The organism is Flavobacterium sp. GNP008 (genome assembly GCF_056428965.1).
The window spans coordinates 155,210-179,148 of record NZ_JBWJVL010000003.1; the positions used below are offsets into that span (position 1 = coordinate 155,210).

At 34.2% G+C, this 23,939-nt stretch carries 14 protein-coding genes; 9 read left to right on the forward strand and 5 right to left on the reverse strand.

Annotation, left to right across the window (positions count from 1 at the left end):
• The first annotated feature begins 42 nt into the window (after positions 1 to 42).
• The 4 genes from rpoB (at position 43) to AC0608_RS10155 (ending at position 9,533) form a co-directional block, all read left to right on the forward strand.
• Entirely contained in the window at positions 43 to 3,855 is a 3,813-nt protein-coding gene (gene rpoB, locus AC0608_RS10140) for a DNA-directed RNA polymerase subunit beta (protein WP_131992164.1), read from the forward strand.
• 246 nt (positions 3,856 to 4,101) lie between these two features.
• Positions 4,102 to 8,415 (forward strand): DNA-directed RNA polymerase subunit beta', encoded by a 4,314-nt coding sequence (gene rpoC / locus AC0608_RS10145; RefSeq protein WP_417960967.1) that lies wholly within the window; start codon positions 4,102 to 4,104, stop codon positions 8,413 to 8,415.
• A 3-nt stretch (positions 8,416 to 8,418) separates the two neighbouring features.
• The gene (locus AC0608_RS10150; RefSeq protein ID WP_073354716.1) at positions 8,419 to 8,730 is read left to right on the forward strand and encodes a DUF3467 domain-containing protein; all 312 of its coding nucleotides are present in this window, start codon (positions 8,419 to 8,421) and stop codon (positions 8,728 to 8,730) included.
• A gap of 443 nt (positions 8,731 to 9,173) precedes the next feature.
• Positions 9,174 to 9,533 carry a hypothetical protein gene (locus AC0608_RS10155; RefSeq protein WP_417960965.1) on the forward strand — a complete coding sequence of 120 codons (360 nt, stop codon included), beginning with the start codon at positions 9,174 to 9,176 and terminating at the stop codon, positions 9,531 to 9,533.
• A 135-nt stretch (positions 9,534 to 9,668) separates the two neighbouring features.
• On the opposite strand, the gene AC0608_RS10160 is transcribed toward AC0608_RS10155, so the two are convergent.
• Both AC0608_RS10160 and AC0608_RS10165 read right to left on the reverse strand, forming a co-directional pair.
• On the reverse strand, positions 9,669 to 11,258 hold the full coding sequence (locus AC0608_RS10160) for a peptide chain release factor 3 (RefSeq protein WP_478289197.1): 1,590 nt from the start codon (positions 11,256 to 11,258) through the stop codon (positions 9,669 to 9,671).
• 188 nt (positions 11,259 to 11,446) lie between these two features.
• Positions 11,447 to 12,889 (reverse strand): alpha-amylase, encoded by a 1,443-nt coding sequence (locus tag AC0608_RS10165; RefSeq protein WP_478288982.1) that lies wholly within the window; start codon positions 12,887 to 12,889, stop codon positions 11,447 to 11,449.
• A 720-nt stretch (positions 12,890 to 13,609) separates the two neighbouring features.
• Here AC0608_RS10165 and AC0608_RS10170 point away from each other — a divergent pair.
• From AC0608_RS10170 to AC0608_RS10185, 4 genes are all read left to right on the forward strand, one after another.
• On the forward strand, positions 13,610 to 15,040 hold the full coding sequence (locus AC0608_RS10170; protein ID WP_478288983.1) for a peptidylprolyl isomerase: 1,431 nt from the start codon (positions 13,610 to 13,612) through the stop codon (positions 15,038 to 15,040).
• Positions 15,041 to 15,148: 108 nt separating this feature from the next.
• Positions 15,149 to 16,102 (forward strand): AAA family ATPase, encoded by a 954-nt coding sequence (locus AC0608_RS10175; protein ID WP_478288984.1) that lies wholly within the window; start codon positions 15,149 to 15,151, stop codon positions 16,100 to 16,102.
• 273 nt (positions 16,103 to 16,375) lie between these two features.
• Entirely contained in the window at positions 16,376 to 18,643 is a 2,268-nt protein-coding gene (locus tag AC0608_RS10180) for an aconitate hydratase (protein WP_417960958.1), read from the forward strand.
• A gap of 713 nt (positions 18,644 to 19,356) precedes the next feature.
• Positions 19,357 to 20,856 carry a LysM peptidoglycan-binding domain-containing protein gene (locus AC0608_RS10185; protein WP_478288985.1) on the forward strand — a complete coding sequence of 500 codons (1,500 nt, stop codon included), beginning with the start codon at positions 19,357 to 19,359 and terminating at the stop codon, positions 20,854 to 20,856.
• A 55-nt stretch (positions 20,857 to 20,911) separates the two neighbouring features.
• Here AC0608_RS10185 and AC0608_RS10190 read toward each other — a convergent pair whose 3' ends face one another.
• The 3 genes from AC0608_RS10190 to AC0608_RS10200 form a co-directional block, all read right to left on the reverse strand.
• Positions 20,912 to 21,421 carry a pyridoxamine 5'-phosphate oxidase family protein gene (locus tag AC0608_RS10190; protein ID WP_478288986.1) on the reverse strand — a complete coding sequence of 170 codons (510 nt, stop codon included), beginning with the start codon at positions 21,419 to 21,421 and terminating at the stop codon, positions 20,912 to 20,914.
• Positions 21,422 to 21,621: 200 nt separating this feature from the next.
• Positions 21,622 to 22,083, reverse strand: coding sequence for a VOC family protein (locus tag AC0608_RS10195; protein ID WP_478288987.1), 462 nt, complete (start codon positions 22,081 to 22,083; stop codon positions 21,622 to 21,624).
• A 78-nt stretch (positions 22,084 to 22,161) separates the two neighbouring features.
• Entirely contained in the window at positions 22,162 to 23,214 is a 1,053-nt protein-coding gene (locus tag AC0608_RS10200; RefSeq protein WP_478288988.1) for a glycosyltransferase family 9 protein, read from the reverse strand.
• A gap of 410 nt (positions 23,215 to 23,624) precedes the next feature.
• On the opposite strand from AC0608_RS10200, the gene AC0608_RS10205 reads away from it, so the two are divergent.
• Positions 23,625 to 23,852: a CDGSH iron-sulfur domain-containing protein gene (locus AC0608_RS10205; protein ID WP_132065763.1), complete on the forward strand. Its 228-nt coding sequence runs from the start codon at positions 23,625 to 23,627 to the stop codon at positions 23,850 to 23,852.
• Positions 23,853 to 23,939 lie beyond the last annotated feature (87 nt).

Sequence of the window (23,939 nt, forward strand, 5' to 3'; positions counted from 1 at the left end):
TATACAAAAAAATTACTTTTTTAATCAAAATTTTGTCCATTGATGATAACAAATCAGACTGAAAGATTGAATTTTGCCTCTACAAAAAATATTCCTGATTATCCGGATTTTCTAGATGTTCAGGTTAAATCGTTTAAAGATTTTTTTCAATTAGAAACTAAATCTGACGAAAGAGGCGACGAAGGGCTTTACAATACCTTCATGGAAAATTTCCCAATTACTGATACAAGAAATAACTTTGTATTGGAATTTCTTGATTATTTTGTAGATCCACCACGTTACACAATTCAAGAATGTATAGAAAGAGGTCTTACCTATAGTGTGCCTTTAAAAGCAAGGTTAAAACTATATTGTACTGATCCAGAACATGAAGATTTTGAAACTATTGTTCAAGATGTTTATCTTGGTACAATTCCTTATATGACACCAAGCGGTACCTTTGTTATTAACGGTGCTGAGCGTGTAGTTGTTTCGCAATTGCATAGATCTCCAGGTGTTTTCTTTGGTCAATCGTTCCATGCAAATGGTACAAAATTGTATTCTGCCAGAGTAATTCCTTTTAAAGGTTCTTGGATAGAATTTTCTACAGATATTAATAGCGTAATGTATGCGTATATCGATAGAAAGAAAAAATTACCAGTTACTACTCTTTTTAGAGCAATTGGTTTTGAAAGAGATAAAGATATTCTAGAAATTTTTGATCTTGCTGAAGAAATTAAGGTTTCTAAGACAGGTCTTAAAAAATATATCGGTAGAAAGTTAGCTGCTCGTGTGTTGAATACATGGCATGAAGATTTTGTGGATGAAGATACTGGTGAAGTAGTTTCTATCGAACGTAACGAAATAATCCTTGATAGAGATACGATTATCGACAAAGATAATGTGGAAGAAATCATTGATTCTAACGTTAAATCTATTTTGTTGCACAAAGAAGATGCTAATCAAGGTGATTATGCGATCATTCACAACACGCTACAAAAAGATCCAACAAATTCTGAAAAAGAGGCTGTTGAACACATCTACAGACAACTGCGTAACGCTGAACCGCCTGATGAAGAAACGGCTCGTGGGATCATTGATAAATTATTTTTCTCTGATCAACGCTACAACTTAGGGGAAGTAGGTCGTTATAGAATTAATAAAAAATTAGGGTTGGATACTCCAATGGAAAAGCAAGTCTTGACCAAAGAAGATATCATAACTATCGTTAAATATTTGATCGAATTGATCAACTCTAAAGCAGAGATTGATGATATTGATCACTTATCAAACCGTCGTGTAAGAACAGTTGGAGAACAATTGTCTCAACAATTCGGTGTTGGTTTAGCGCGTATGGCGAGAACTATACGTGAGAGAATGAACGTTAGAGATAACGAGGTGTTTACACCAATAGATTTGATCAATGCTAAAACATTATCCTCTGTTATCAACTCTTTCTTTGGAACAAACCAGTTGTCTCAGTTTATGGATCAAACGAATCCACTTGCCGAGATTACGCACAAAAGAAGATTATCTGCACTAGGACCAGGTGGACTTTCGAGAGAAAGAGCCGGTTTTGAGGTACGTGACGTTCACTATACGCATTACGGACGTTTATGTCCAATTGAAACTCCAGAGGGACCAAACATTGGTTTGATTTCATCTCTTGGTGTTTATGCTAAAGTAAACGGAATGGGTTTCATAGAAACACCGTACCGTAAAGTAACTAACGGAACTGTAGATTTAGTGTCTACTCCGGTTTACTTAAGCGCAGAAGAAGAAGAAGGAATGATGATTGCTCAGGCAAATATTCAAATGGATGCTACTGGAAAAATTACTGCCGAAGACGTAATTGCACGTCAAGAAGGTGATTTCCCGGTAATTGAACCAACACGTGTAGATTATACAGATGTTGCTCCAAACCAGATTGCTTCTATCTCGGCTTCTTTGATTCCTTTCTTAGAACATGATGATGCGAATAGAGCCCTGATGGGATCTAACATGATGCGTCAGGCCGTACCATTGATTCGTCCTGAAGCGCCAATTGTTGGAACTGGTTTAGAGCGTCAAGTTGCTTCTGACTCTAGAGTTTTAATTAACGCTGAAGGAGATGGAGTTATTGAATATGTAGATGCAAATATTATCACTATCAAATACGATCGTTCTGAGGAAGAAAGAATGGTAAGTTTTGAGCCTGATGAAAAAACATACAATCTAATTAAATTTAGAAAAACCAATCAAGGTACAAGTATCAACCTTAAACCTATCGTAAGAAAGGGAGACAGAGTGGTTCCTGGACAAGTATTATCAGAAGGATATGCAACTCAAAATGGTGAATTAGCTTTAGGTAGAAACCTAAAAGTTGCCTTTATGCCATGGAAAGGATACAACTTCGAGGATGCGATTGTAATTTCTGAAAAAGTAGTTCGTGACGATATTTTTACCTCTATTCACGTGGATGATTATTCATTAGAAGTTAGAGATACTAAATTAGGTAACGAAGAATTAACGAACGACATACCGAACGTTTCTGAAGAAGCTACTAAAGATTTAGATGAAAATGGAATGATTAGAATTGGAGCCGAGGTTAAACCTGGTGACATTCTTATCGGAAAAATTACTCCAAAAGGGGAATCAGATCCTACACCTGAAGAGAAATTGCTTCGTGCAATCTTCGGGGACAAAGCAGGTGATGTAAAAGATGCTTCATTGAAAGCGTCTCCTTCTTTACATGGTGTTGTTTTAGACAAAAAATTGTTTGCAAGAGCAGTAAAAGATAAACGTAAACGTACGCAGGATAAAGATGCTTTAGGAGCACTTGAAATGGAGTTTGAAGTTAAATTTGTGGAATTAAAAGACAAATTAGTAGAGAAACTTTTCTTGATCGTAAACGGAAAAACATCTCAAGGTGTAATGAATGATTTGGGTGAAGAAGTTTTACCAAAAGGTAAAAAATACACTCAAAAAATGCTTTATGCAGTTGAAGATTTTGCTCACTTAAGTAAAGGTCAATGGGTTGCTGATGATGCAACTAATAAAATGGTTAATGATTTAATTCATAACTATAAAATTAAATTGAACGATTTACAAGGGGCTTTACGTAGAGAGAAATTCACTATTACTGTTGGAGATGAATTACCAGCAGGAATCTTGAAATTAGCGAAAGTATATATTGCCAAAAAACGTAAACTGAAAGTTGGGGATAAAATGGCGGGACGTCACGGTAACAAAGGTATCGTTGCTCGTATCGTTCGTCATGAAGATATGCCTTTCCTTGAAGACGGAACGCCAGTTGATATCGTGTTGAACCCACTTGGTGTACCTTCACGTATGAACATCGGTCAAATTTATGAAACGGTATTAGGTTGGGCAGGACAAAACTTGGGTAGAAAATTTGCTACACCAATTTTTGACGGAGCGACTCTTGATCAAATCAATGAATTGACTGACGAAGCTGGAATACCACGTTTTGGACATACACATTTATATGATGGTGGTACAGGAGAGCGTTTCCATCAAGCGGCAACAGTTGGAGTTATCTACATGTTGAAACTTGGACACATGGTTGACGATAAAATGCACGCACGTTCTATAGGTCCATACTCGTTGATTACACAACAACCACTTGGAGGTAAAGCTCAATTTGGAGGGCAACGTTTTGGAGAGATGGAGGTTTGGGCACTTGAAGCGTATGGAGCATCAAGTACACTTAGAGAAATCTTGACTGTGAAGTCTGATGATGTTATCGGTAGAGCTAAAACTTACGAAGCAATCGTTAAGGGGGAATCTATGCCAGAACCAGGATTACCGGAATCATTCAATGTATTAATGCATGAATTGAAAGGTCTTGGACTTGACATTCGTTTAGAAGAATAAATAATAATTTGTCACAGGTAGAGCCGTTCATTGTAACGTCTCTACTTTGGCATTTATATAAGTTTTTAGGATTTATACCCGTAACCCGTTCCGATTTTTTATTTAGACCCAATAGGTTTTATAAATAGCACTTCAAAAATTGTATTTGAAGTTTAGAGAAGTAATTCGAGGTAATAGTTTAATGATTAAAGAAAATCATAAATCTACAATCAATTTTTAATTGCAAATAAATCAATAGTAAAAACTATGATGAATAATAGAAATAATAACAATAAAGATAAAAACCCTGTAAAAAGGTTTAATAAAATCTCCATAGGACTTGCTTCTCCTGAATCGATCTTGAAAGAATCAAGAGGTGAAGTATTGAAGCCAGAAACAATCAACTACAGAACGCACAAACCCGAGCGTGATGGACTTTTCTGTGAACGTATTTTCGGACCTGTAAAGGATTTTGAATGTGCTTGTGGTAAATATAAAAGAATACGTTACAAAGGGATCATCTGTGACCGTTGTGGTGTAGAAGTAACGGAGAAAAAAGTACGTAGAGACAGAGTGGGTCACATCAATCTTGTTGTGCCAATTGCTCATATCTGGTATTTCCGTTCGCTTCCAAACAAAATTGGTTATATCCTTGGTCTTCCATCTAAGAAATTAGATATGATTATTTACTATGAGAGATACGTAGTAATCCAAGCAGGTATTGCTAAAAATGCAGAAGGTGAATCTTTGCAAAGGCTGGACTTTTTGACAGAAGAAGAATATTTGAATATTTTAGATACACTTCCTGCTGACAATCAGTATCTTGATGATTTTGATCCTAATAAATTTGTTGCCAAAATGGGAGCAGAGTGTATTATGGATTTATTGGCAAGAATAGATCTTGACGCATTGTCTTACCAATTGAGACACAATGCTAACAATGAAACGTCTAAACAACGTAAAACTGAAGCGTTAAAAAGATTACAAGTTGTGGAATCTTTCCGTGAGTCTAACTTGAACCGTGAGAATCGTCCGGAATGGATGATTATGAAAGTGGTACCCGTTATCCCACCAGAATTACGTCCGCTTGTGCCACTTGATGGAGGTCGTTTTGCAACTTCAGATTTAAATGATTTATACCGTCGTGTAATTATACGTAACAACCGTTTGAAAAGATTAATGGAGATTAAAGCTCCAGAAGTGATCTTAAGAAACGAAAAACGTATGTTGCAGGAATCTGTAGATTCACTTTTCGATAATACTCGTAAAGCTTCTGCAGTAAAAACAGAATCAAACAGACCATTAAAATCATTATCTGATTCTCTTAAAGGTAAACAAGGACGTTTCCGTCAAAATTTACTTGGAAAACGTGTGGATTATTCTGCTCGTTCGGTAATTGTTGTTGGACCAGAATTGAAACTATCTGAATGTGGTATCCCAAAAGATATGGCAGCAGAATTATACAAACCTTTCGTTATCCGTAAATTGATAGAAAGAGGAATTGTAAAAACTGTAAAATCAGCTAAGAAAATAATAGATAAGAAAGAGCCTGTAGTTTGGGATATCCTTGAAAATGTAATTAAAGGCCACCCAATATTACTGAATCGTGCTCCTACTTTGCACAGATTAGGTATCCAAGCATTCCAACCAAAATTAATTGAAGGAAAAGCAATCCAATTGCACCCTTTAGTTTGTACGGCTTTTAATGCGGATTTTGATGGGGATCAAATGGCAGTTCACTTACCATTAGGACCTGAAGCTATTTTGGAAGCACAACTATTAATGTTGGGTTCTCACAATATTTTGAATCCTGCAAATGGTGCTCCAATCACGGTACCTTCTCAGGATATGGTTTTGGGTCTTTATTATATGACCAAAGAACGTTTATCTACTCCTGAGCTTAAAATTTTAGGAGAAGGAATCACTTTTTATTCTGCTGAAGAAGTAAATATTGCTTTGAATGAAGGCAGATTAGAATTGAATGCTCGTGTGAAAATTAGAGCAAAACATTTTAATGAAGCAGGTGACTTGGTGTTCCAAATCATACAAACTACTGCAGGTCGTGTATTATTTAATGAAGTAGTACCGGAAGCAGCTGGATATATCAATGATGTATTGACTAAGAAAAACCTTAGAGATATTATCGGACACGTTTTAAGCGCTACCGATGTACCTACCACTGCGGCTTTCTTGGATAACATGAAAGATATGGGTTACAAATTTGCCTTCAAAGGTGGTTTGTCATTCTCTCTAGGTGATATTAGAATTCCAGATCAGAAACCTAAATTAATTGCGGATGCCAGAGAACAAGTTCAAGGTATTTCTGCTAATTATAACATGGGTCTTATCACTAATAACGAACGTTACAACCAAGTTATTGATGTATGGACATCAGCAAATGCCCAACTTACAGAGTTAGCAATGAAAAACATTAGAGAAGACCAGCAAGGTTTCAACTCGGTGTATATGATGCTTGATTCTGGAGCAAGGGGTTCCAAAGAACAAATTCGTCAGTTGACCGGTATGCGTGGTTTGATGGCTAAGCCAAAAAAATCTACTGCTGGTGGTGGTGAAATTATTGAAAACCCGATTCTTTCTAACTTTAAAGAAGGGCTGTCTATCCTTGAGTACTTTATCTCTACTCACGGTGCGCGTAAAGGTCTTGCGGATACGGCTTTGAAAACGGCCGATGCAGGATATTTAACAAGAAGATTGCATGATGTATCTCAAGATGTTATTGTGAACATTGATGATTGTGGTACACTTAGAGGTGTTGAAGTATCAGCATTGAAGAAAAATGAGGAAATAGTTGAGACTTTAGGAGAAAGAATTTTAGGGCGTGTTGCATTGCAAGATGTAATAAATCCTTTGACAAATGATGTACTAGTACGTTCAGGTGAGCAAATCACAGAGGCATTGATGAAACAAATTGAAGCTTCTCCAATTGAGAAAGTAGAAGTTCGTTCACCTCTTGTTTGTGAAGCATTGAAAGGAATTTGTGCTAAATGTTACGGTAGAAATTTAGCTACTGGAAAAATGACTCAACGAGGAGAAGCTGTTGGTGTAATTGCAGCCCAATCTATTGGAGAGCCCGGAACACAATTAACATTACGTACATTCCACGTTGGTGGGGTTGCGGGTGGTATATCTGAAGAGTCTAGTATTGTTACCAAATTTAACGGTAAACTAGAAATTGAAGATTTAAAAACGGTTAAGGGAGAAGATAGTGAAGGTAATGCAGTTGATATTGTAGTATCTCGTTCTACTGAATTGAAATTAATCGATGAAAGAACAGGTATTTTATTAAGTACCAATAATATCCCTTACGGTTCCAGTATCTTTGTTAAAGACGGTCAGTCTGTTGCTAAAGGTGATGTGATTTGTAAATGGGATCCCTATAATGGAGTTATCGTTTCTGAATTTACCGGTAAAATTGCTTACGAAGAGTTAGAGCAAGGTCAATCATTCATGGTTGAAATTGATGAGCAAACTGGTTTCCAAGAAAAAGTAATTTCTGAATCTAGAGCTAAAAAATTAATTCCTACTTTATTGGTTTACGGTAAAGACAATGAATTGATTCGTTCGTATAACTTACCAGTTGGAGCCCACTTGATGGTTGAAAACGGGGAGAAAATTAAAGCAGGTAAGGTATTGGTAAAAATTCCTCGTCGTTCTTCTAAATCAGGAGATATTACAGGAGGTTTACCAAGAATTACAGAGTTGTTAGAAGCTCGTAATCCTTCAAACCCAGCTGTTGTTTCTGAAATCGATGGTGTTGTTTCTTTTGGAAAAATCAAAAGAGGAAACCGTGAGATTGTTATCGAATCTAAATTTGGGGACATTAGAAAATACTTGGTTAAATTATCAAGCCAAATTCTTGTTCAAGAAAATGACTTTGTAAGAGCAGGGGTGCCATTATCTGATGGTGCAATTACTCCGGATGATATTTTAAGAATTCAAGGACCAGCAGCTGTTCAACAGTATTTGGTAAATGAAATTCAAGAAGTATACCGTTTGCAAGGGGTGAAAATCAACGACAAACACTTTGAAGTAGTAATACGTCAAATGATGCGTAAAGTAAGAGTTCAAGATCCAGGTGATACTTTATTCCTAGAAGATCAATTGATTCATACGAAAGATTTTATCGTTCAAAATGATAAATTATATGGTATGAAAGTAGTGGAAGATGCAGGAGATTCTAGTGCTTTAAAAGAAGGACAAATTATTACGCCTCGTGAATTGCGTGATGAAAATTCTCTTTTGAAACGCACAGATAAAAATCTTGTTGTGGCTCGTGATGTTGTTACTGCAACTGCAACACCAGTTTTACAAGGTATTACAAGAGCATCGCTTCAAACGAAATCGTTTATATCAGCTGCTTCTTTCCAAGAAACGACTAAAGTATTGAATGAAGCTGCTGTTGCAGGTAAAATCGATTACTTAGAAGGATTGAAAGAAAATGTAATTGTTGGACATAGAATCCCTGCCGGAACGGGTATGAGAGAATATGACCATACAATTGTAGGATCAAAAGAAGATTACAATGATATGATGGCTAACAAAGAGGAATATATTTATTAAGATATGAGTAATTCTAATCAACAACAAGAGCAAATTAATATAGAGTTAGACGAAAAAATTGCAGAAGGAATTTATTCTAATTTGGCAATTATTAATCATTCCTCGTCAGAGTTTGTTTTAGATTTTGTAAGTATCATGCCAGGTATACCTAAAGCTAAGGTAAAATCAAGAATAGTCTTGACGCCACAGCATGCTAAAAGATTGTTGAAAGCAATTGGAGAAAATATTCATCGTTTTGAAGTCGCTCATGGCGAAATAAAAGATACTGAACAAGCGCCAATTCCGCTTAATTTTGGTCCTGCGGGACAAGCATAATATTTTTAAAGGCTCCAGAAATGGAGCCTTTTTTATTTATAGAAGAATATAAAGAATGGATATTAACACTTCTATTATTCTTGTTTATATTCTAAAAGTAATTTTTTTATAATTTTTCTATATTGTATAACTCAAATTGAGACTTTAAATTGATTACAATTTTGGGTGTTTACAAATAGTTATAGTATTTAAATCGAGTATCACTTTCTACTTCTGCTCGACTACTTTTTTTTCCCCTAATAAGCCTTTTGTTATTTGCTATCAATAGGTTTTCAGCAATTCAACATTAACATAGCGTTAAGTCTACGGGGTAAACAACAAATTTGCGCTTTAAACGATTATAATGGTCATTCATCGGAAATGTTTTTTGTTCGATTTTAATTGATATACTTTCGTTCTCGGAATAGAAGAACAAGTTCTATTTATCATAAAAACAAATTAGTATGAAATATTTTTCTTTTAAAGCAAATAAAAAAAACGTGATAAACGGTTTAATTTTGTTTGTTTTTATTTTAGTATCTAATACTGCTGTTTTTGCTCAAACTACAAAAACTGTAGTTGAAGTAAATACAATTGATGGTACTACTATTACTAAACAAGAAAACGTTTCAGCCGTTTCATCTTCTAATACTATGAATTTTGTATTGTGGTTTATGGGTTCTAAACAAGATCCAAACAGTACAATAGCAACAGAAGGGACTACTACTAAAAAACAAGTTATTACTTCAGGTACAGCTCCAAATCGTTTGTTAATCAAAGCTTTTTTGAAAAAAGCAGTGAATTTGGAAAGTATGATTGCTTAGGTTTAAATGGATTTTCATAATTATACAAAAAAACGCTAATTTAAAAAATTAGCGTTTTTTTGTATAATTATTTTTCTAGTTTTAATTTTTTGTATGGTCAGTTGTCCATCAGGAATAATTATCTAATCCAAACGGTTATTCGAATTCTGAAGTGAAGAATAGTTTGACATTTGGATATTTATTTTGTGTCATTTGAATGGTAAAATCCGAATCCGCTAGGAATACTAATTGTCCGTATTTATCATGTGCCAGGAATTTCTGTTTTATTCTTCTAAACTCTTTGAATTCATCGCTTTTTAAATCGTTGGGTTTTACCCAACATGCTTTGTGTACCGGGAAATTTTCATACGTACATTTTGCACCGTATTCATGTTCTAAACGATATTGGATAACTTCGTATTGAAGAGCTCCAACAGTTCCGATAATTTTTCGGTTATTCATTTCAAGAGTGAATAACTGTGCAACACCTTCATCCATCAACTGATCAATTCCTTTGTCTAATTGTTTGGCTTTCATCGGATCAGCATTGTTGATGTACCTGAAATGTTCCGGAGAGAAGCTCGGGATTCCTTTAAAACTCATGATTTCTCCTTCGGTTAAAGTATCACCAATTTTGAAATTTCCGGTATCGTGTAAACCTACAATATCACCAGGATAAGAAATGTCTACAATTTCTTTCTTTTCAGCAAAGAAAGCATTTGGACTAGAAAATTTTAAATTCTTTTTTTGACGTACGTGGTAATACGGTTTGTTTCTTTCAAAAGTTCCTGATACAATTTTTATAAAAGCCAAACGGTCTCTGTGTTTTGGATCCATATTAGCGTGGATTTTAAAAACAAATCCCGTCATTTTTTCTTCTTTTGGATCTACTAATCGCGTTTCCGAATCTTTTGGTCTGGGTGATGGCGCAATTTGAACAAAACAATCCAATAGTTCTCTAACTCCAAAATTATTCAACGCCGAACCAAAAAATACAGGTTGTAATTTCCCGTCTAAATAATCCTGTCGATCAAATTTTGGATATACTTCATCTATTAATTCTAATTCTTCCCGCAATCGATCAGCAGGTTTTTGACCGATGATTTTCTCTAATTCAGGATTTTGGACATCAGAAAATGCAATGGTCTCTTCAATATTTTTGCGATTGTCACCACTAAATATGTTGATATTTTGTTCCCATAAATTATAAATCCCTTGAAAGTCATACCCCATTCCTATTGGAAAACTTAGCGGAGTAACTGTTAAACCCAGTTTTTGTTCCACTTCATCCATCAAGTCAAAAGCATCTTTTCCTTCTCGGTCTAATTTATTGATGAATACAATTATTGGAATTTTACGCATTCTACAAACGGCTACTAACTTTTCCGTTTGTTCCTCAACACCTTTGGCAACGTCAACCACAACAATAACGCTATCCACAGCAGTTAAGGTTCTAAACGTATCCTCAGCAAAATCCTTGTGTCCAGGAGTATCAAGAATGTTAATTTTTTTGTCTTTATAATTGAATGCTAAAACGGATGTAGAAACCGAAATTCCTCTCTGGCGTTCAATTTCCATAAAGTCACTGGTAGCCCCTTTTTTAATTTTATTATTCTTTACAGCACCTGCTTCTTGAATTGCACCACCAAAGAGGAGGAGTTTCTCAGTAAGTGTTGTTTTTCCGGCATCAGGATGTGATATAATTCCGAAAGTTCTTCTGCGTTGTATTTCTTCTAAAAAGCCCATATTTATATAAATAGCTTGCAAAAGTACTATTTATAAATGCCAATTAAAAAAATACTATACGCTAAATGGATTTGGTGTGTTTTGAAGTCGTAATTCTGACAAATTTCGAATCGATATTAGAATTGTCTGTGAGGCTTTTAGATGAAAAGAAAGGCTGCCTTTTCAGGCAGCCTTTGAAATATTGTTTACTACATGTTTATCGACCAAACGGAATAGCCATTTGGAGGGCATTGAATTTTTACCCATTTGTCTGCTTGTGTTGTTGGTAACCAAGTCGAGTTTCCGGTAAAATCTTTAATTTGAGCATTGACCCAGTTGGTTTGAATCCATCTTTCTTGCCAGGTTGATGAGTTGTTAAGGTAAACTACCAGTCCGGGGTTTCCGTTGTATCCGTTTCTTCGGGCAATATATTCATCAGTATCGGTATATAGGATTGAGGTGGTCCCGGTCCCTTTATTATTATGAATCCAAATAAGGTTATCCATCTTTGTTTTATTCAACCATTCTTCATAGTCTCTGTAAAATATAGTTGGATATCCCTCGTGAGTCAAAATATAAGCGTAGGCTAACTCTTTCTTCCAAATTTCATCGGTGTCATGGTTAGAGACAAAAGTAACCGCTTTGTACGGGTTTCTTTTCCACATCATGTCATCATTCAATATGTTTAGATTGTTTCCGTCAAAAGCATCATTCATTTTGTAATAACAGGCAAAATCAAACACCGAACTGTTCGCATTATTTGCCCACCATTCTAATGTGTTTACATTAGCGTCCCAATACTCACCAACTGAGAAACCACCTACATTAGCATTCCAATCTTTCACTACCCAAGGACCAAATCCCTTAACGTAATCAAATCTCCAGCCATCGAATTTCATTGTGTTCTTATAGTATTTCCCCACACCATCTGTTCTTTTCCAAAGCCAGTCTTGTACATTTGGCACCACATGGGCTAAGTCAGGAAAACCACCGAAAGCTCCTTCATCATTATTACCGTACGAATTTTTATAAAAATCAGCACTAGTTCTGGGGAATTTACCAGAAGCAACACCAGTGAAATTAGTATACGTTTGTGTTCCCGTAAAAGGGTTGCTTTCTAACTGTCCGCCACTATTGTGATTGAGTACCATATCAGCATATACCTGCATATTTTCAATGTGTACTTTAGTAATTAGACTTTCAAGTTCCGTACGGGAACCAAATCTTGTTTCTATTGTTCCATTTTGATTGTAATTTCCAAAGTCAAAATAGTCGGTAGGATCGTAACCCATAGAAAAGGCTCCGTTTTGTGCTTTTGAAACTGGAGGGAGCCAGATGGAACCAATACCAGCATTAGACCAAGCAGTTATCTTGGTGTTTACAGTATTCCACCACGTTCCGCCCGCTGGCACATCCCAGTAAAAAGCTTGCATCATGACACCACCTCCGGGATTTGCCACGTATTTACTTGTTGTAGTATTTGAATGCTTGCCTGTGCTGAATGGATGGCCATCATGATGGGTTACATTAATAACTTTAAATTGCGCAGCAGCTTCTGTTGAATTGGTAATTAAATCATCATTTGAATTGCACGAGCAAAAGCCAACGAGTAATAGTGAGACTAAATGGATTTTGAAATTTTGTTTTTTCATAAAAAATAATTTAGGTTAGATAATAGATTGGGTTTAAGCAGTACTAAATAAAATAGATATAGAGTAAGATTTTGAGAAATATATTTATTATAATCAAAATAAATGAATCAAATAGGTGTTATAAATTTAATTTTTTAGTTGTTTTTTTAGTAAAAATATATTTTTTTAGCTAATTTATATAATTTCTTACGTAAAGATCACGAGAAATTTTTTAATTTATAACGATAACGTTGTAGTGTTCACAACTTTTTTAGTAGAGCATTAAAAACGAGTACCTTAATATTTATTATTTGCATTTTATTGTTCCTGATTTTTAAGGGAGTGCGTCATTTTTTGGCATTTAAAAGCAACAGCATATTTTACTAAAAATCGATATATTTAATAACATAATGAGTTTCTGTAATCGCGATTCAATAAATCACAAGCAATATTTAATTATTTACGTTTTATATTTCGTCTCGTTATGGTTTTCAATGCTTATCGGATCAATGAATAAACGGTCATATAATTTTTTGTTAATACTAGTTGCGAAACTTGTTTAATGTAATTGAATTGTTATTTTTGTTTGTTTTAAATTTAAAGAAAGGTTGTCACTTGTATTGTAAAATTGACTTCACTTCTTGATTCTTAAAGTGTATATTTGCCCAAATTATTTAGATTCATCATTCTATAAATGGATCTAAAATAAAGATTTGTCACAAAAAAATATAAATTATAATAATGCCAACAAATAAAATTCAAATGAAATCTATTAATAATAGAATTGTATTTACTTTTTTTCTTTTGCTATTCACAAGTGTTTTCACAAATGCGCAAGAAATTATTAAGGATTCAGTGATTGCTCCAATTATTAAAATTCAAACTACTGGAAAACAAAAAATTGATGGTGTTATTGCTACCGTAGGAGACTATATTATATTAGATTCGGATATCGATAAATCATATCTTGAAATTTCTACTCAAGGGGGTTCAGTAAAAGACATCACCAGATGCCAGATGTTAGGCAAATTATTAGAAGACAAGTTATATGCACATCAGGCAATTCAAGATAGTATTGTAGTAACAGATGCTGAAATAAAAGGAATGATGGAAGATCGATTGAACTATATGATAGAGCAAATTGGATCTTTAGAAAAAGTAATTCAGTACTATAAAAAAGATTCTGAAGAAGAATTTAGAACTTATTTCTCTGATATTTTAAAAGAAGGGAAGTTAAGTACTGAAATGAGAAATAAAATTATTGCAGATGTAGAAATTACTCCTGAAGAAGTACGTAATTACTTTAAAACAATCCCCAAAGCGGATCTTCCGTATTTTGGTGTGGAGTTAGAAGTCGCACAAATTGTTGTCACTCCCAAAGTTTCTGCGGCTGATAAACAAAAAGTGATTGATAAATTAAATGGTTTCAAGAAAGAAATAGAAGAAGGTTCCAGTTTTTCCACTAAAGCTGTTTTGTATTCTCAGGATCCCGGATCTAGAGCTAATGGAGGTTTTTATAAAATGAATCGAAAAACACCATTTGTAAAAGAATTTAAGGACGTTGCTTTTAGTTTAACGGAAGGTGAAATTTCAGCTCCTTTTGAAACGGACTTTGGTTTTCATATCATTTATGTGGAAAAAATAAAAGGCCAAGAAGTCGAGTTACGTCATATATTGTTATCACCAACTGTAACGGATGAGGCGCTTAATGAAGCCAAAGAAAAAATCACTTTAATCAGAAAGAGAATCGAAGACAAAGAGATTACGTTTGCGGAAGCAGCCAGAACAATCTCTGATGAAAAAGAAACCCGAGCGAATGGGGGTGCCTTAATCAATCCAAAAACACAAGATACTCGTTTTGAATTGACTAAAATGGATCCGGCTTTTTACAGTCAAGTTTCTAATTTGAAAGAGAATGAAATCTCGGCTCCAATACTAGATCAAGGCGAAGAGGGTAAGAAGAAATTTAAATTGATAACAGTTACCAATAGAATTGATGAACATGCAGCAGATTACGCAAATGATTATATCAAAATTAAAGATTTAGCTTTGAAAGACAAACAAATCACTGCAATTGGAAAATGGTTTAACGAAAAAATAAAAGAAACGTATATTAAAATTATTGGGGAATATAGAGATTGTGACTTTACAAACAACTGGTTAAAAAAGTAAATTTTTATTTTCGTAAGGTTTAATGAATATTTTTTAGATAAATAAATAAAAGAGTTAGTTTTATGATGTCATAATGCTAACTCTTTTTAATTTCAAAATACTTTATAAATGTCAGACGTAGCAGCAATAAATAACTTAGTTCAAAAAAGAAACGAGCTAAAAAAGGAAATCGCAAAAATTATTGTAGGTCAAGATGCTGTAGTAGATCAAATTTTACTTTGTATTTTTTCTGGTGGGCATGCTTTATTGGTTGGAGTGCCAGGATTAGCCAAGACATTGATGGTAAATACGTTGGCTCAGGCATTAGGGCTTGATTTTAAAAGGATTCAATTTACCCCTGATTTGATGCCTTCTGATATTCTTGGGAGTGAAATATTAGATGAAAACAGACAGTTTAAATTTATTAAAGGTCCTATTTTTTCAAATATTATTTTGGCGGATGAGATCAACCGTACGCCACCAAAAACTCAGGCTGCTTTGCTGGAAGCCATGCAGGAACGCTCAGTGACTATTGCTGGCGAAAATTATAAGTTAAATTTACCTTATTTTGTTTTAGCAACTCAAAATCCCATAGAACAGGAAGGCACCTATCCATTACCGGAAGCCCAACTGGATCGTTTTATGTTTGCCATAAAACTGGAATATCCTTCTTTCTTAGAAGAAGTTCAAGTGGTAAAACGCACCACCTCCGATATCATAAGTACTATAAATCCATTATTTACAGCACAAGAAATAATAGATTTTCAACACTTAATCCGAAGAATCCCTGTAGCGGATAATGTAATTGAATACGCCGTGACTTTAGTAAGTAAAACCAGACCTGACAATCCGTTATCAAATGATTTTGTGAAAAATTATTTGGATTGGGGAGCAGGGCCAAGAGCCTCTCAAAATTTAATTTTGGCAGCCAAAGCCAATGCGGCCTTCAATGGAAAATTTTCTCCTGATATTGAAGATGTAAAGGCTGTTTGTATAGGTGTTTTGCGTCATAGAATTATTAAAAATTACAAAGCAGATGCCGAGGGGATCACCGAAGAAATGATAATTTCGAAATTAATTTAATGCAAAATAGTAATTTAGAAAGGTTCTTTCTTTAAATAGGCACGCTTTACGGCTGTGTTTTAAAGGTGCAATTCCGACTTTGTCAAAAAAAACATTTTATATTGCTAAATATAATGTTTTAAGTTAAAAATATATGATTATTCTAATTTAATTCAATGTAATCGGTTTTTTTATAATAATAATTTTTAAAAAAGCTACTTCCGTTAAATTTTTTTAATTCTCATCTTTAATTCTTAAATTTGCACTACAATTAACAAACAATTCCTATATATTATGGCATTTGATATTGAAATGATTAAAAAAGTGTACGACAACATGACTACTCGTGTTGATAAAGCACGTGAGATAGTTGGTCGCCCACTTACTTTAACAGAGAAAATTTTATACAATCACCTTTGGGAAGGCACACCCTCTGTAGCTTTTACACGAGGTGCTGATTATGTGGATTTTGCACCAGACAGAGTAGCTTGTCAAGATGCAACAGCTCAAATGGCATTGTTACAATTTATGCATGCAGGAAAATCTAAAGTAGCGGTTCCTACAACGGTGCATTGTGATCACTTAATTCAAGCTAAAGTTGATGCAGTAACTGATTTGGCCAGAGCAAAAACACAAAGCAATGAAGTATTTGAATTTCTTTCTTCGGTGTCGAATAAATACGGGATTGGTTTTTGGAAACCAGGCGCTGGAATTATTCACCAAGTAGTTCTTGAAAACTATGCATTCCCAGGAGGAATGATGATTGGTACTGATTCTCATACTGTAAATGCAGGTGGTTTAGGAATGGTAGCAATAGGTGTTGGTGGTGCTGATGCAGTTGATGTTATGTCGGGAATGGCTTGGGAATTAAAATTCCCGAAATTAATTGGAGTAAAATTAACTGGAAAATTATCCGGTTGGACAGCTCCAAAAGACGTTATCCTTAAAGTAGCTGGTATCCTTACTGTAAAAGGTGGAACAGGCGCTATCGTTGAATATTTTGGTGAAGGTGCTACATCTATGTCTTGTACTGGAAAAGGAACTATCTGTAATATGGGTGCCGAAATCGGTGCAACTACTTCTACCTTTGGATATGACGCTTCAATGGGGCGTTATTTGCGTTCTACAAATAGAGCTGATGTCGCTGATGCAGCAGATAAAATTGCACCTTACTTAACAGGTGATGCTGAAGTATATGCAAATCCAGAATTGTATTTTGATCAAGTGATCGAAATTAACTTAGACGAATTAGAGCCACATTTAAATGGTCCGTACACTCCGGATTTAGCTACGCCAATTTCTAAAATGAAAGAGGAAGCGCTTAAAAATAACTGGCCTTTGAAAATTGAAGTAGGTTTGATTGGTTCTTGTACGAACTCTTCTTACGAGGATATTGCTCGTGCCGCTTCATTAGCCAAACAAGTGACTGATAAAAACTTAAAAATTAAATCTCAATTTACTATTACTCCAGGTTCTGAAGTAGTGCGTTATACAATAGAGCGTGACGGATTTATCGATATTTTCGATAAAATGGGCGCTACTGTTTTTGCCAATGCATGCGGACCATGTATCGGAATGTGGGACAGAGAAGGAGCTGAAAAAGAAGAACGCAATACAATCGTTCATTCTTTCAACCGTAACTTTTCTAAACGTGCCGATGGAAATCCAAACACTTTGGCTTTCGTGGGTTCACCGGAATTAGTAACAGCATTAGCTATTGCTGGAGATTTAGGGTTCAATCCCTTGACTGATACGTTAATCAATGAAAATGGCGAAGAAGTAAAATTAGACGCGCCAACAGGAAATGAATTGCCTCCAAAAGGATTTGATGCTGAAGATCCAGGTTTTCAAGCACCAGCCGAAGATGGTTCAGGTGTTCAAATTGCGGTTAGCGAAACTTCAGAAAGACTACAATTATTAGCTCCGTTCTTGCCTTGGGATGGAAAAAACATCACAGGGGCTAAATTGCTTATCAAAGCATTCGGAAAATGTACTACAGATCACATCTCTATGGCTGGACCATGGTTGCGTTTCCGTGGGCATTTAGATAATATTTCTAATAATATGTTGATTGGTGCGATCAATGCATTCAACCAAAAACCAAATACAGTTAAAAATCAGCTGAATGGTACTTACGATGCAGTTCCTGCTGTAGCACGTGCTTACAAAGCAGCTGGCGTTCCTTCAATTGTGGTAGGGGATCATAACTATGGTGAAGGGTCTTCTCGTGAGCATGCCGCTATGGAACCTCGTTTCTTAGGTGTGAAAGCAGTATTGGTAAAATCATTTGCTCGTATCCACGAAACAAACCTTAAAAAACAAGGTCTTTTAGGATTGACATTTGCTACTGAAGCCGACTACGATAAAATTCAAGAAGATGATACTATCAACTTTACTGATTTGGTTAATTTTGCTCCAGGAAAACCATTAACATTAGAATTTGTTCACGCGGATGGTACTTCAGATATTATCTTAGCAAACCATACCTACAACGAAGGGCAGATTGGTTGGTTCATAGCTGGCTCCGCATTAAACTTAATTGCTGCTGCTGGAAAAGCATAAGTACATTAAATAAATAACTATACTCAAAACTCTCAGGGCAACTTGAGAGTTTTTTTGATTTATTTTCAATTTATCTCAAGAGCTACTTACAGCTGACCGTTTCAAGCTTTTCATAGCATTACCTTTTTTATAAGAAAGATAGGCGCTTCTTTCAGTTGCTCTTTGTTTCATTAAAAAGTGACTAATTTAGCTTCTAAAGGCTTTTTACGTGCATCAGGGCAAAGAAAAAAAAGACGAATTGTAGTCTTATCTGGAAATAATTATGAATAAATAGTTAGTCTATAAACAATCTTTTTTAATATATAAAAATAGTAAAAAATCAAAAAAAAGTCATATTTCCCTTTAAACAACGTTAAAATTGAAAAAAAATAGTTGTTTTCTGATATTATAGTTTAAATTAGCAAATAAGAAAAATAAAATTATAAGCGAGCTTTTTTGATTTTTAGTACAAATCAGTTCTCGAATTAATAATTTACTTTCTGCGCAAGAAGAAAATAAAGTTGACTTGCGTTACTGTTCAAATTGCTTTTACAATAAGAACAAAAAATCAGCAAAAAATTAAATAGCACACATTTTTCCCTCTTTTTATTAAAGAGACTAGGATCTTTTATACTTTTTTGAAAGGAAAGTGTCAAAAAAAACCGAAGCGAGATTTAATAATTATATCCCGAAATCGCTTTGAATAATACAATGGGGTAATTAATTTGAAACAAATGAATATGAGGTTAAGGGCAACAGTAACATTAACATTAGTTTTTTTAAATAGTATCGTTCTTTTTTCACAAGAAAAAATCACAAAGCATACCATAGTAAAAGGGGAAACGATATCAAGTATCGCGGAGCAGTATCAAGTTAAGCAAAGCTCCATCTTTAAATTAAATCCTAGTGCCAAGAATCTTTTAAAACTTAATTCCGTTTTATTAATTCCTACTACTTCTGCAAAGAATACTGTCTCTTCAAACAAGGTTGCTAACAATCATTCCAATAAAGAACACGAAGTACAACCTAAAGAAACACTTTACGGAATCGCAAAAAAATATGGAATCTCTGCTAAAGAATTAAGTCAGTTCAATCCAACACTAGCATCATCGGAATTAAAAATTGGTCAAAAAATAATGATTCCTAATAGCGCAATTTCACTTGAAACAGCGAGCATGTTACCAAAAAAAGAAATCGCTGTTTTACCTCAATTAAGCGAAACAATCACTACTGGTTCTGTTTCCGAAACCTTTATTTGGGAAGTATTGCCAAAAGAAACGAAGTATTCTATCACCAAAAAATTTGGAATTACAATCAAGGAATTTGATCAAGCCAATCCAAGTTTAGGCCTCAAGACCCTTAGAGTAGGTCAGAAAATCAATGTTCCTGGAACTCCTTTAGTAAGCGTTGAGACAGGATTAGTTTCTCAAGATAATAAGGAGTTATCTAAAGTGATACTAAAAAGTGATCCGCCACTTCAAACCAGTATATCAAAATTAAAAGAAGTTGTAGTTTTAGAATCTGTTTCGGATTTATCAAAAACGGATAATAGTTTAGTTTTTCAAACGGAATCAATTGAAAACAAGGCCTTACAGATTATTCTTCGAGAAGTGTTACCTAAAGAAACTAAATATGGTATTGCAAAACAATATGGTATTACGGTTCAAGAATTAGAGCAACAAAACCCAGAGGTCAAAAATAGACTTCCCGTAGGATATAAATTGAATATTCGTGCGGGTAATTTGACTAATGAAAATAAAGTTGTTCTCAACGAAGAACTTCGAAATGATAATACTGTTACCACTGCTAAAATTGATTTTAATAGTTCCGTACAACCTACTTTTAGCCATGAATTTTTAGATCAGTTAATAGAACGTGCATCAGAAAATATTGGATCACGGTATCGCACGGGGGGAACTACAAAATCCGGATTTGATTGCTCTGGTTTAATGTGTACTACTTTTGGCGCATTCGATATAAAATTACCAAGGACATCTCGTGAACAATCTAGTATAGGAACTAAAATTAATACAGAAGAAGCTCAAAAAGGCGATTTAATTTTCTTTAAGACTAACGGTAGAAGTCAAATTAATCATGTAGGAATGGTAGTTGAGGTGTGTGAAGGTGAAATTAAATTCATTCATTCCTCGGTGAGTAATGGAGTTATTATTTCCTCAACAAAAGAAAAATACTATGAGAAAAATTTCTCGCAGATAAATAGGGTTTTACAGTAAGATGTAATACACTTTATCGAAACGGCTCCATGTTTGGGGCTTTTTTTGTGCCTTTTTAAATATTGATTTCTCCTTCATTATTGTTAAGTAAATTGGCACCTGTTACTACGGATGCAGCCATTTTTAGAAAATTTATCATTTTGCTATCATCAGTATCCCAATAGTAAGCACTGGATGGTATTACTTTTATTAGAGAAACATTGGGATCAGACTTCCCTTCTTGGAACCATATATTTACTACAGGAGTCCATAGTTTATCAATATTTTCTCGTTCGGTATTGATTTTTGCCTCGCCATTTACAACCATATAACTTCCAATTCCTGGATGTGCAAAAAATAATTGTACTACAGCGTCTTGTTCTATTTCTTTATTTTTATCACTGCCTTTCTCGCTAAAAAACCAAATGTTTCCTTCTTCACATACTTTTACGGCACTCATTGGTCTAGTAGTTGCACCATCATTGGTTTTCAGATTAGTACAAAAAAGGCATGTATTAATTTCCTCGACCAGAGTTTTAAGTTTTTCAATTCCTTCACTGGTATGCTTGCTTGTTGTAGTACTCATGATTGTAGATTTTATTTGGATAAAACAATGGTAAACTTAAAGTACAAAGTTGAGCAATAAATAAGAAGTAGACATTACACAATTCCATGTAAGAGTTTCAATTTTCACACATCTGATAATTAGACGGTTATTGTTTTTTATATAAAAGATACTTCTTGATATAAGATACTTACAGATAAGGATTAATCTAAATATTAGTATTACTTTTCTAGACTATTTATTTCAATCCAATATCCATCAGGATCCTGAATGTAGATTTGTTTGATACCATCTGCTCGAACAGTAATTTTGTCAAGTGTCCCCGGCCAGTCAGAATATGTAATGTTCTGGTTGTTTAATACTTTTATTAGCGTATCAAAATTAGTAGTTTTAAAAGCCAGATGAACCGCTTTATTTAGGGCAACAGGTTCTTTAATGGTAGAGACAAGATGCAATTCTTTACCTTCACCTAATGACATCCATCGAATGCCTTCTTTTTTTGTTAGGTTAGTGATTTCTGAAAGTTTTAATACGTTTTTGTAAAAAGTAACAGAACGATCTAAATCTTTAACTGAAAGTGCCATGTGATCTAACTTTAAAGTAAATGAATCTTGATTTTGTGACCAAATTGTGCTCGAACAAATAAAGGTAAGTAGGATTGATAGTAAATAGGGAATTCTCATAAGCTTTAGTTTTTATGTTTTGTGTTCAATAATTTTATCTAAAAGATAATGTTTAAGAATATTTATTCTCTAATAAAATTAGCCTTCTATAAGGACGCTATTTATTATTTTGATCCAAGCCTTTTTATCGCCAATATTCGTATTTATAGCTATACTATTGTTGTTATATGGTTTATAGGTGTTTATATTCTCGCGGGAGAAAAGCCCAATTGTTGGCTTTAAGGCGGAACTGGCCAAATGCATAATGCCACTATCGGCGCCAATAAAAATTTCAGTATTGGCAATTACAGCTGCAATTTCACGAATGTCTTTACTGTAAAAGGAAGGTGCTTTAAATCCAATTTGTGAAATGTTTTCAACTGGTAAAACTTCAATAATATTGTAATTTGGGTATTCTGTTTTTAAGAGGTCATAAAATTCTTCCCACCAAGTTTCTGAATAGCATTTGTCATCCGTGGCAAAAGTGAAAATAGAAATTGTCTTACTGTCATTTTTTACTATATTTTGCACTATTTCTTGGCCTTGAGCAATTTCAGAGGGCCTTAGCTTAAGGTCTAGTGATGGAACTGGATTGGCATTATTTTCATATCCTAATTGGATCAGGAAATTCCTAAATTCATACACTGGATATTTTGCAATGTGCTCATAATCGGTGTGTTTTAATTGCATTTTATCATCAACTTCTCCGAAAAATTTGTATTTTGCATCTGCAAATTGTGCCGATAATCGTCCTGAGGAGGAGTTCTTATCTACGTTGATAACAATGTCATATTTTTGCTTTTTGATTTTTATCCAAACCTTAAAATAATCAATTAAGTTTTTGAAAGGTTTTTTAGGAAGTGCAATGATGTGATTTATGTTTGCATAATTTTCAAATACAATTGGAGCTAAACCTCCTTTTACAAACAAATCAATTTTACAGTCCGGAAAAGTAGAAATTACATCTTGTACCAGTGGAGTAATAAGCAGTAAATTTCCCAGTCTATGATTGGGTCTGGATATTAAAACCCTTTTAATTTCGATTTTTTGAGCTAAATCTATTTTCTGATTCTTTTGTGAACTGCCAATATTTTTGGTCAAGGCATGGGTTGCAATTCTCCTGTAAACATTTATTTGTTGTAAAATACTCATGCTTTTGAAATATTATGGGGTATTGAATTCTTATTTAGTTAAAATTAATTAAGGGTGTGAATATTCATTCAAAAAAAACTCAAAATAATCAATCGCCACCCAATAGGTACTGTCTTCTTGACAAATGTACAATTTAGATGGAATCATTCTGCTTATACCATAAAATAAAAAGCCGCGAAGTATCGATTTAGATCCTATTTGAAGTTCGCTTTATCCAAAAGGGAAATGTGGATACAGTCGATTTGGTATGAGATCAAATCAAATTCTGCCAGCTAGTACTTTTTTCATTATTTAAATTTCACATAATATAGAATTAATGTAAATTAGCTTTATATGCCCTAAAAAAAGCACGATTTTTAAGCTGTCAGAATATATTTTGCAATCTTTGAACTCAAAAAATAAAAAGTATTATGAGTAAGACTAAACTAACAATCAATCGCAACGGTTCTATAAAAATAGAAGGTGATTTCGAAATAACAGACTGCGAAGGAAAAACATACGGATTAGAGGGTAGAACGGCTTTGGGTCTTTGCCGTTGCGGATTGTCAGTAAACAAACCTTTTTGTGATGGTTCACATCGCAATGGTTTTGAGCATGAATCAGCTGCATTTGACTTGCCACCAGTAAAAACGAAGTAATATCATTTTGTAATTCGATTAAACAAGAAAAGCTAGATCCGTAAAGATGTAGCTTTTTTGTTTTATACGCGTTTTTATAAAATTTTA

Bases quoted from the DNA above. Each gene is read 5' to 3' on its own strand.
- rpoB (WP_131992164.1), top strand. From the start codon at position 43: ATGATAACAAATCAGACTGAAAGATTGAATTTTGCCTCTACAAAAAAT.
- rpoC (WP_417960967.1), top strand. From the start codon at position 4,102: ATGATGAATAATAGAAATAATAACAATAAAGATAAAAACCCTGTAAAA.
- AC0608_RS10150 (WP_073354716.1), top strand. From the start codon at position 8,419: ATGAGTAATTCTAATCAACAACAAGAGCAAATTAATATAGAGTTAGAC.
- AC0608_RS10155 (WP_417960965.1), top strand. From the start codon at position 9,174: ATGAAATATTTTTCTTTTAAAGCAAATAAAAAAAACGTGATAAACGGT.
- AC0608_RS10160 (WP_478289197.1), bottom strand. From the start codon at position 11,258: ATGGGCTTTTTAGAAGAAATACAACGCAGAAGAACTTTCGGAATTATA.
- AC0608_RS10165 (WP_478288982.1), bottom strand. From the start codon at position 12,889: ATGAAAAAACAAAATTTCAAAATCCATTTAGTCTCACTATTACTCGTT.
- AC0608_RS10170 (WP_478288983.1), top strand. From the start codon at position 13,610: ATGCCAACAAATAAAATTCAAATGAAATCTATTAATAATAGAATTGTA.
- AC0608_RS10175 (WP_478288984.1), top strand. From the start codon at position 15,149: ATGTCAGACGTAGCAGCAATAAATAACTTAGTTCAAAAAAGAAACGAG.
- AC0608_RS10180 (WP_417960958.1), top strand. From the start codon at position 16,376: ATGGCATTTGATATTGAAATGATTAAAAAAGTGTACGACAACATGACT.
- AC0608_RS10185 (WP_478288985.1), top strand. From the start codon at position 19,357: ATGAATATGAGGTTAAGGGCAACAGTAACATTAACATTAGTTTTTTTA.
- AC0608_RS10190 (WP_478288986.1), bottom strand. From the start codon at position 21,421: ATGAGTACTACAACAAGCAAGCATACCAGTGAAGGAATTGAAAAACTT.
- AC0608_RS10195 (WP_478288987.1), bottom strand. From the start codon at position 22,083: ATGAGAATTCCCTATTTACTATCAATCCTACTTACCTTTATTTGTTCG.
- AC0608_RS10200 (WP_478288988.1), bottom strand. From the start codon at position 23,214: ATGAGTATTTTACAACAAATAAATGTTTACAGGAGAATTGCAACCCAT.
- AC0608_RS10205 (WP_132065763.1), top strand. From the start codon at position 23,625: ATGAGTAAGACTAAACTAACAATCAATCGCAACGGTTCTATAAAAATA.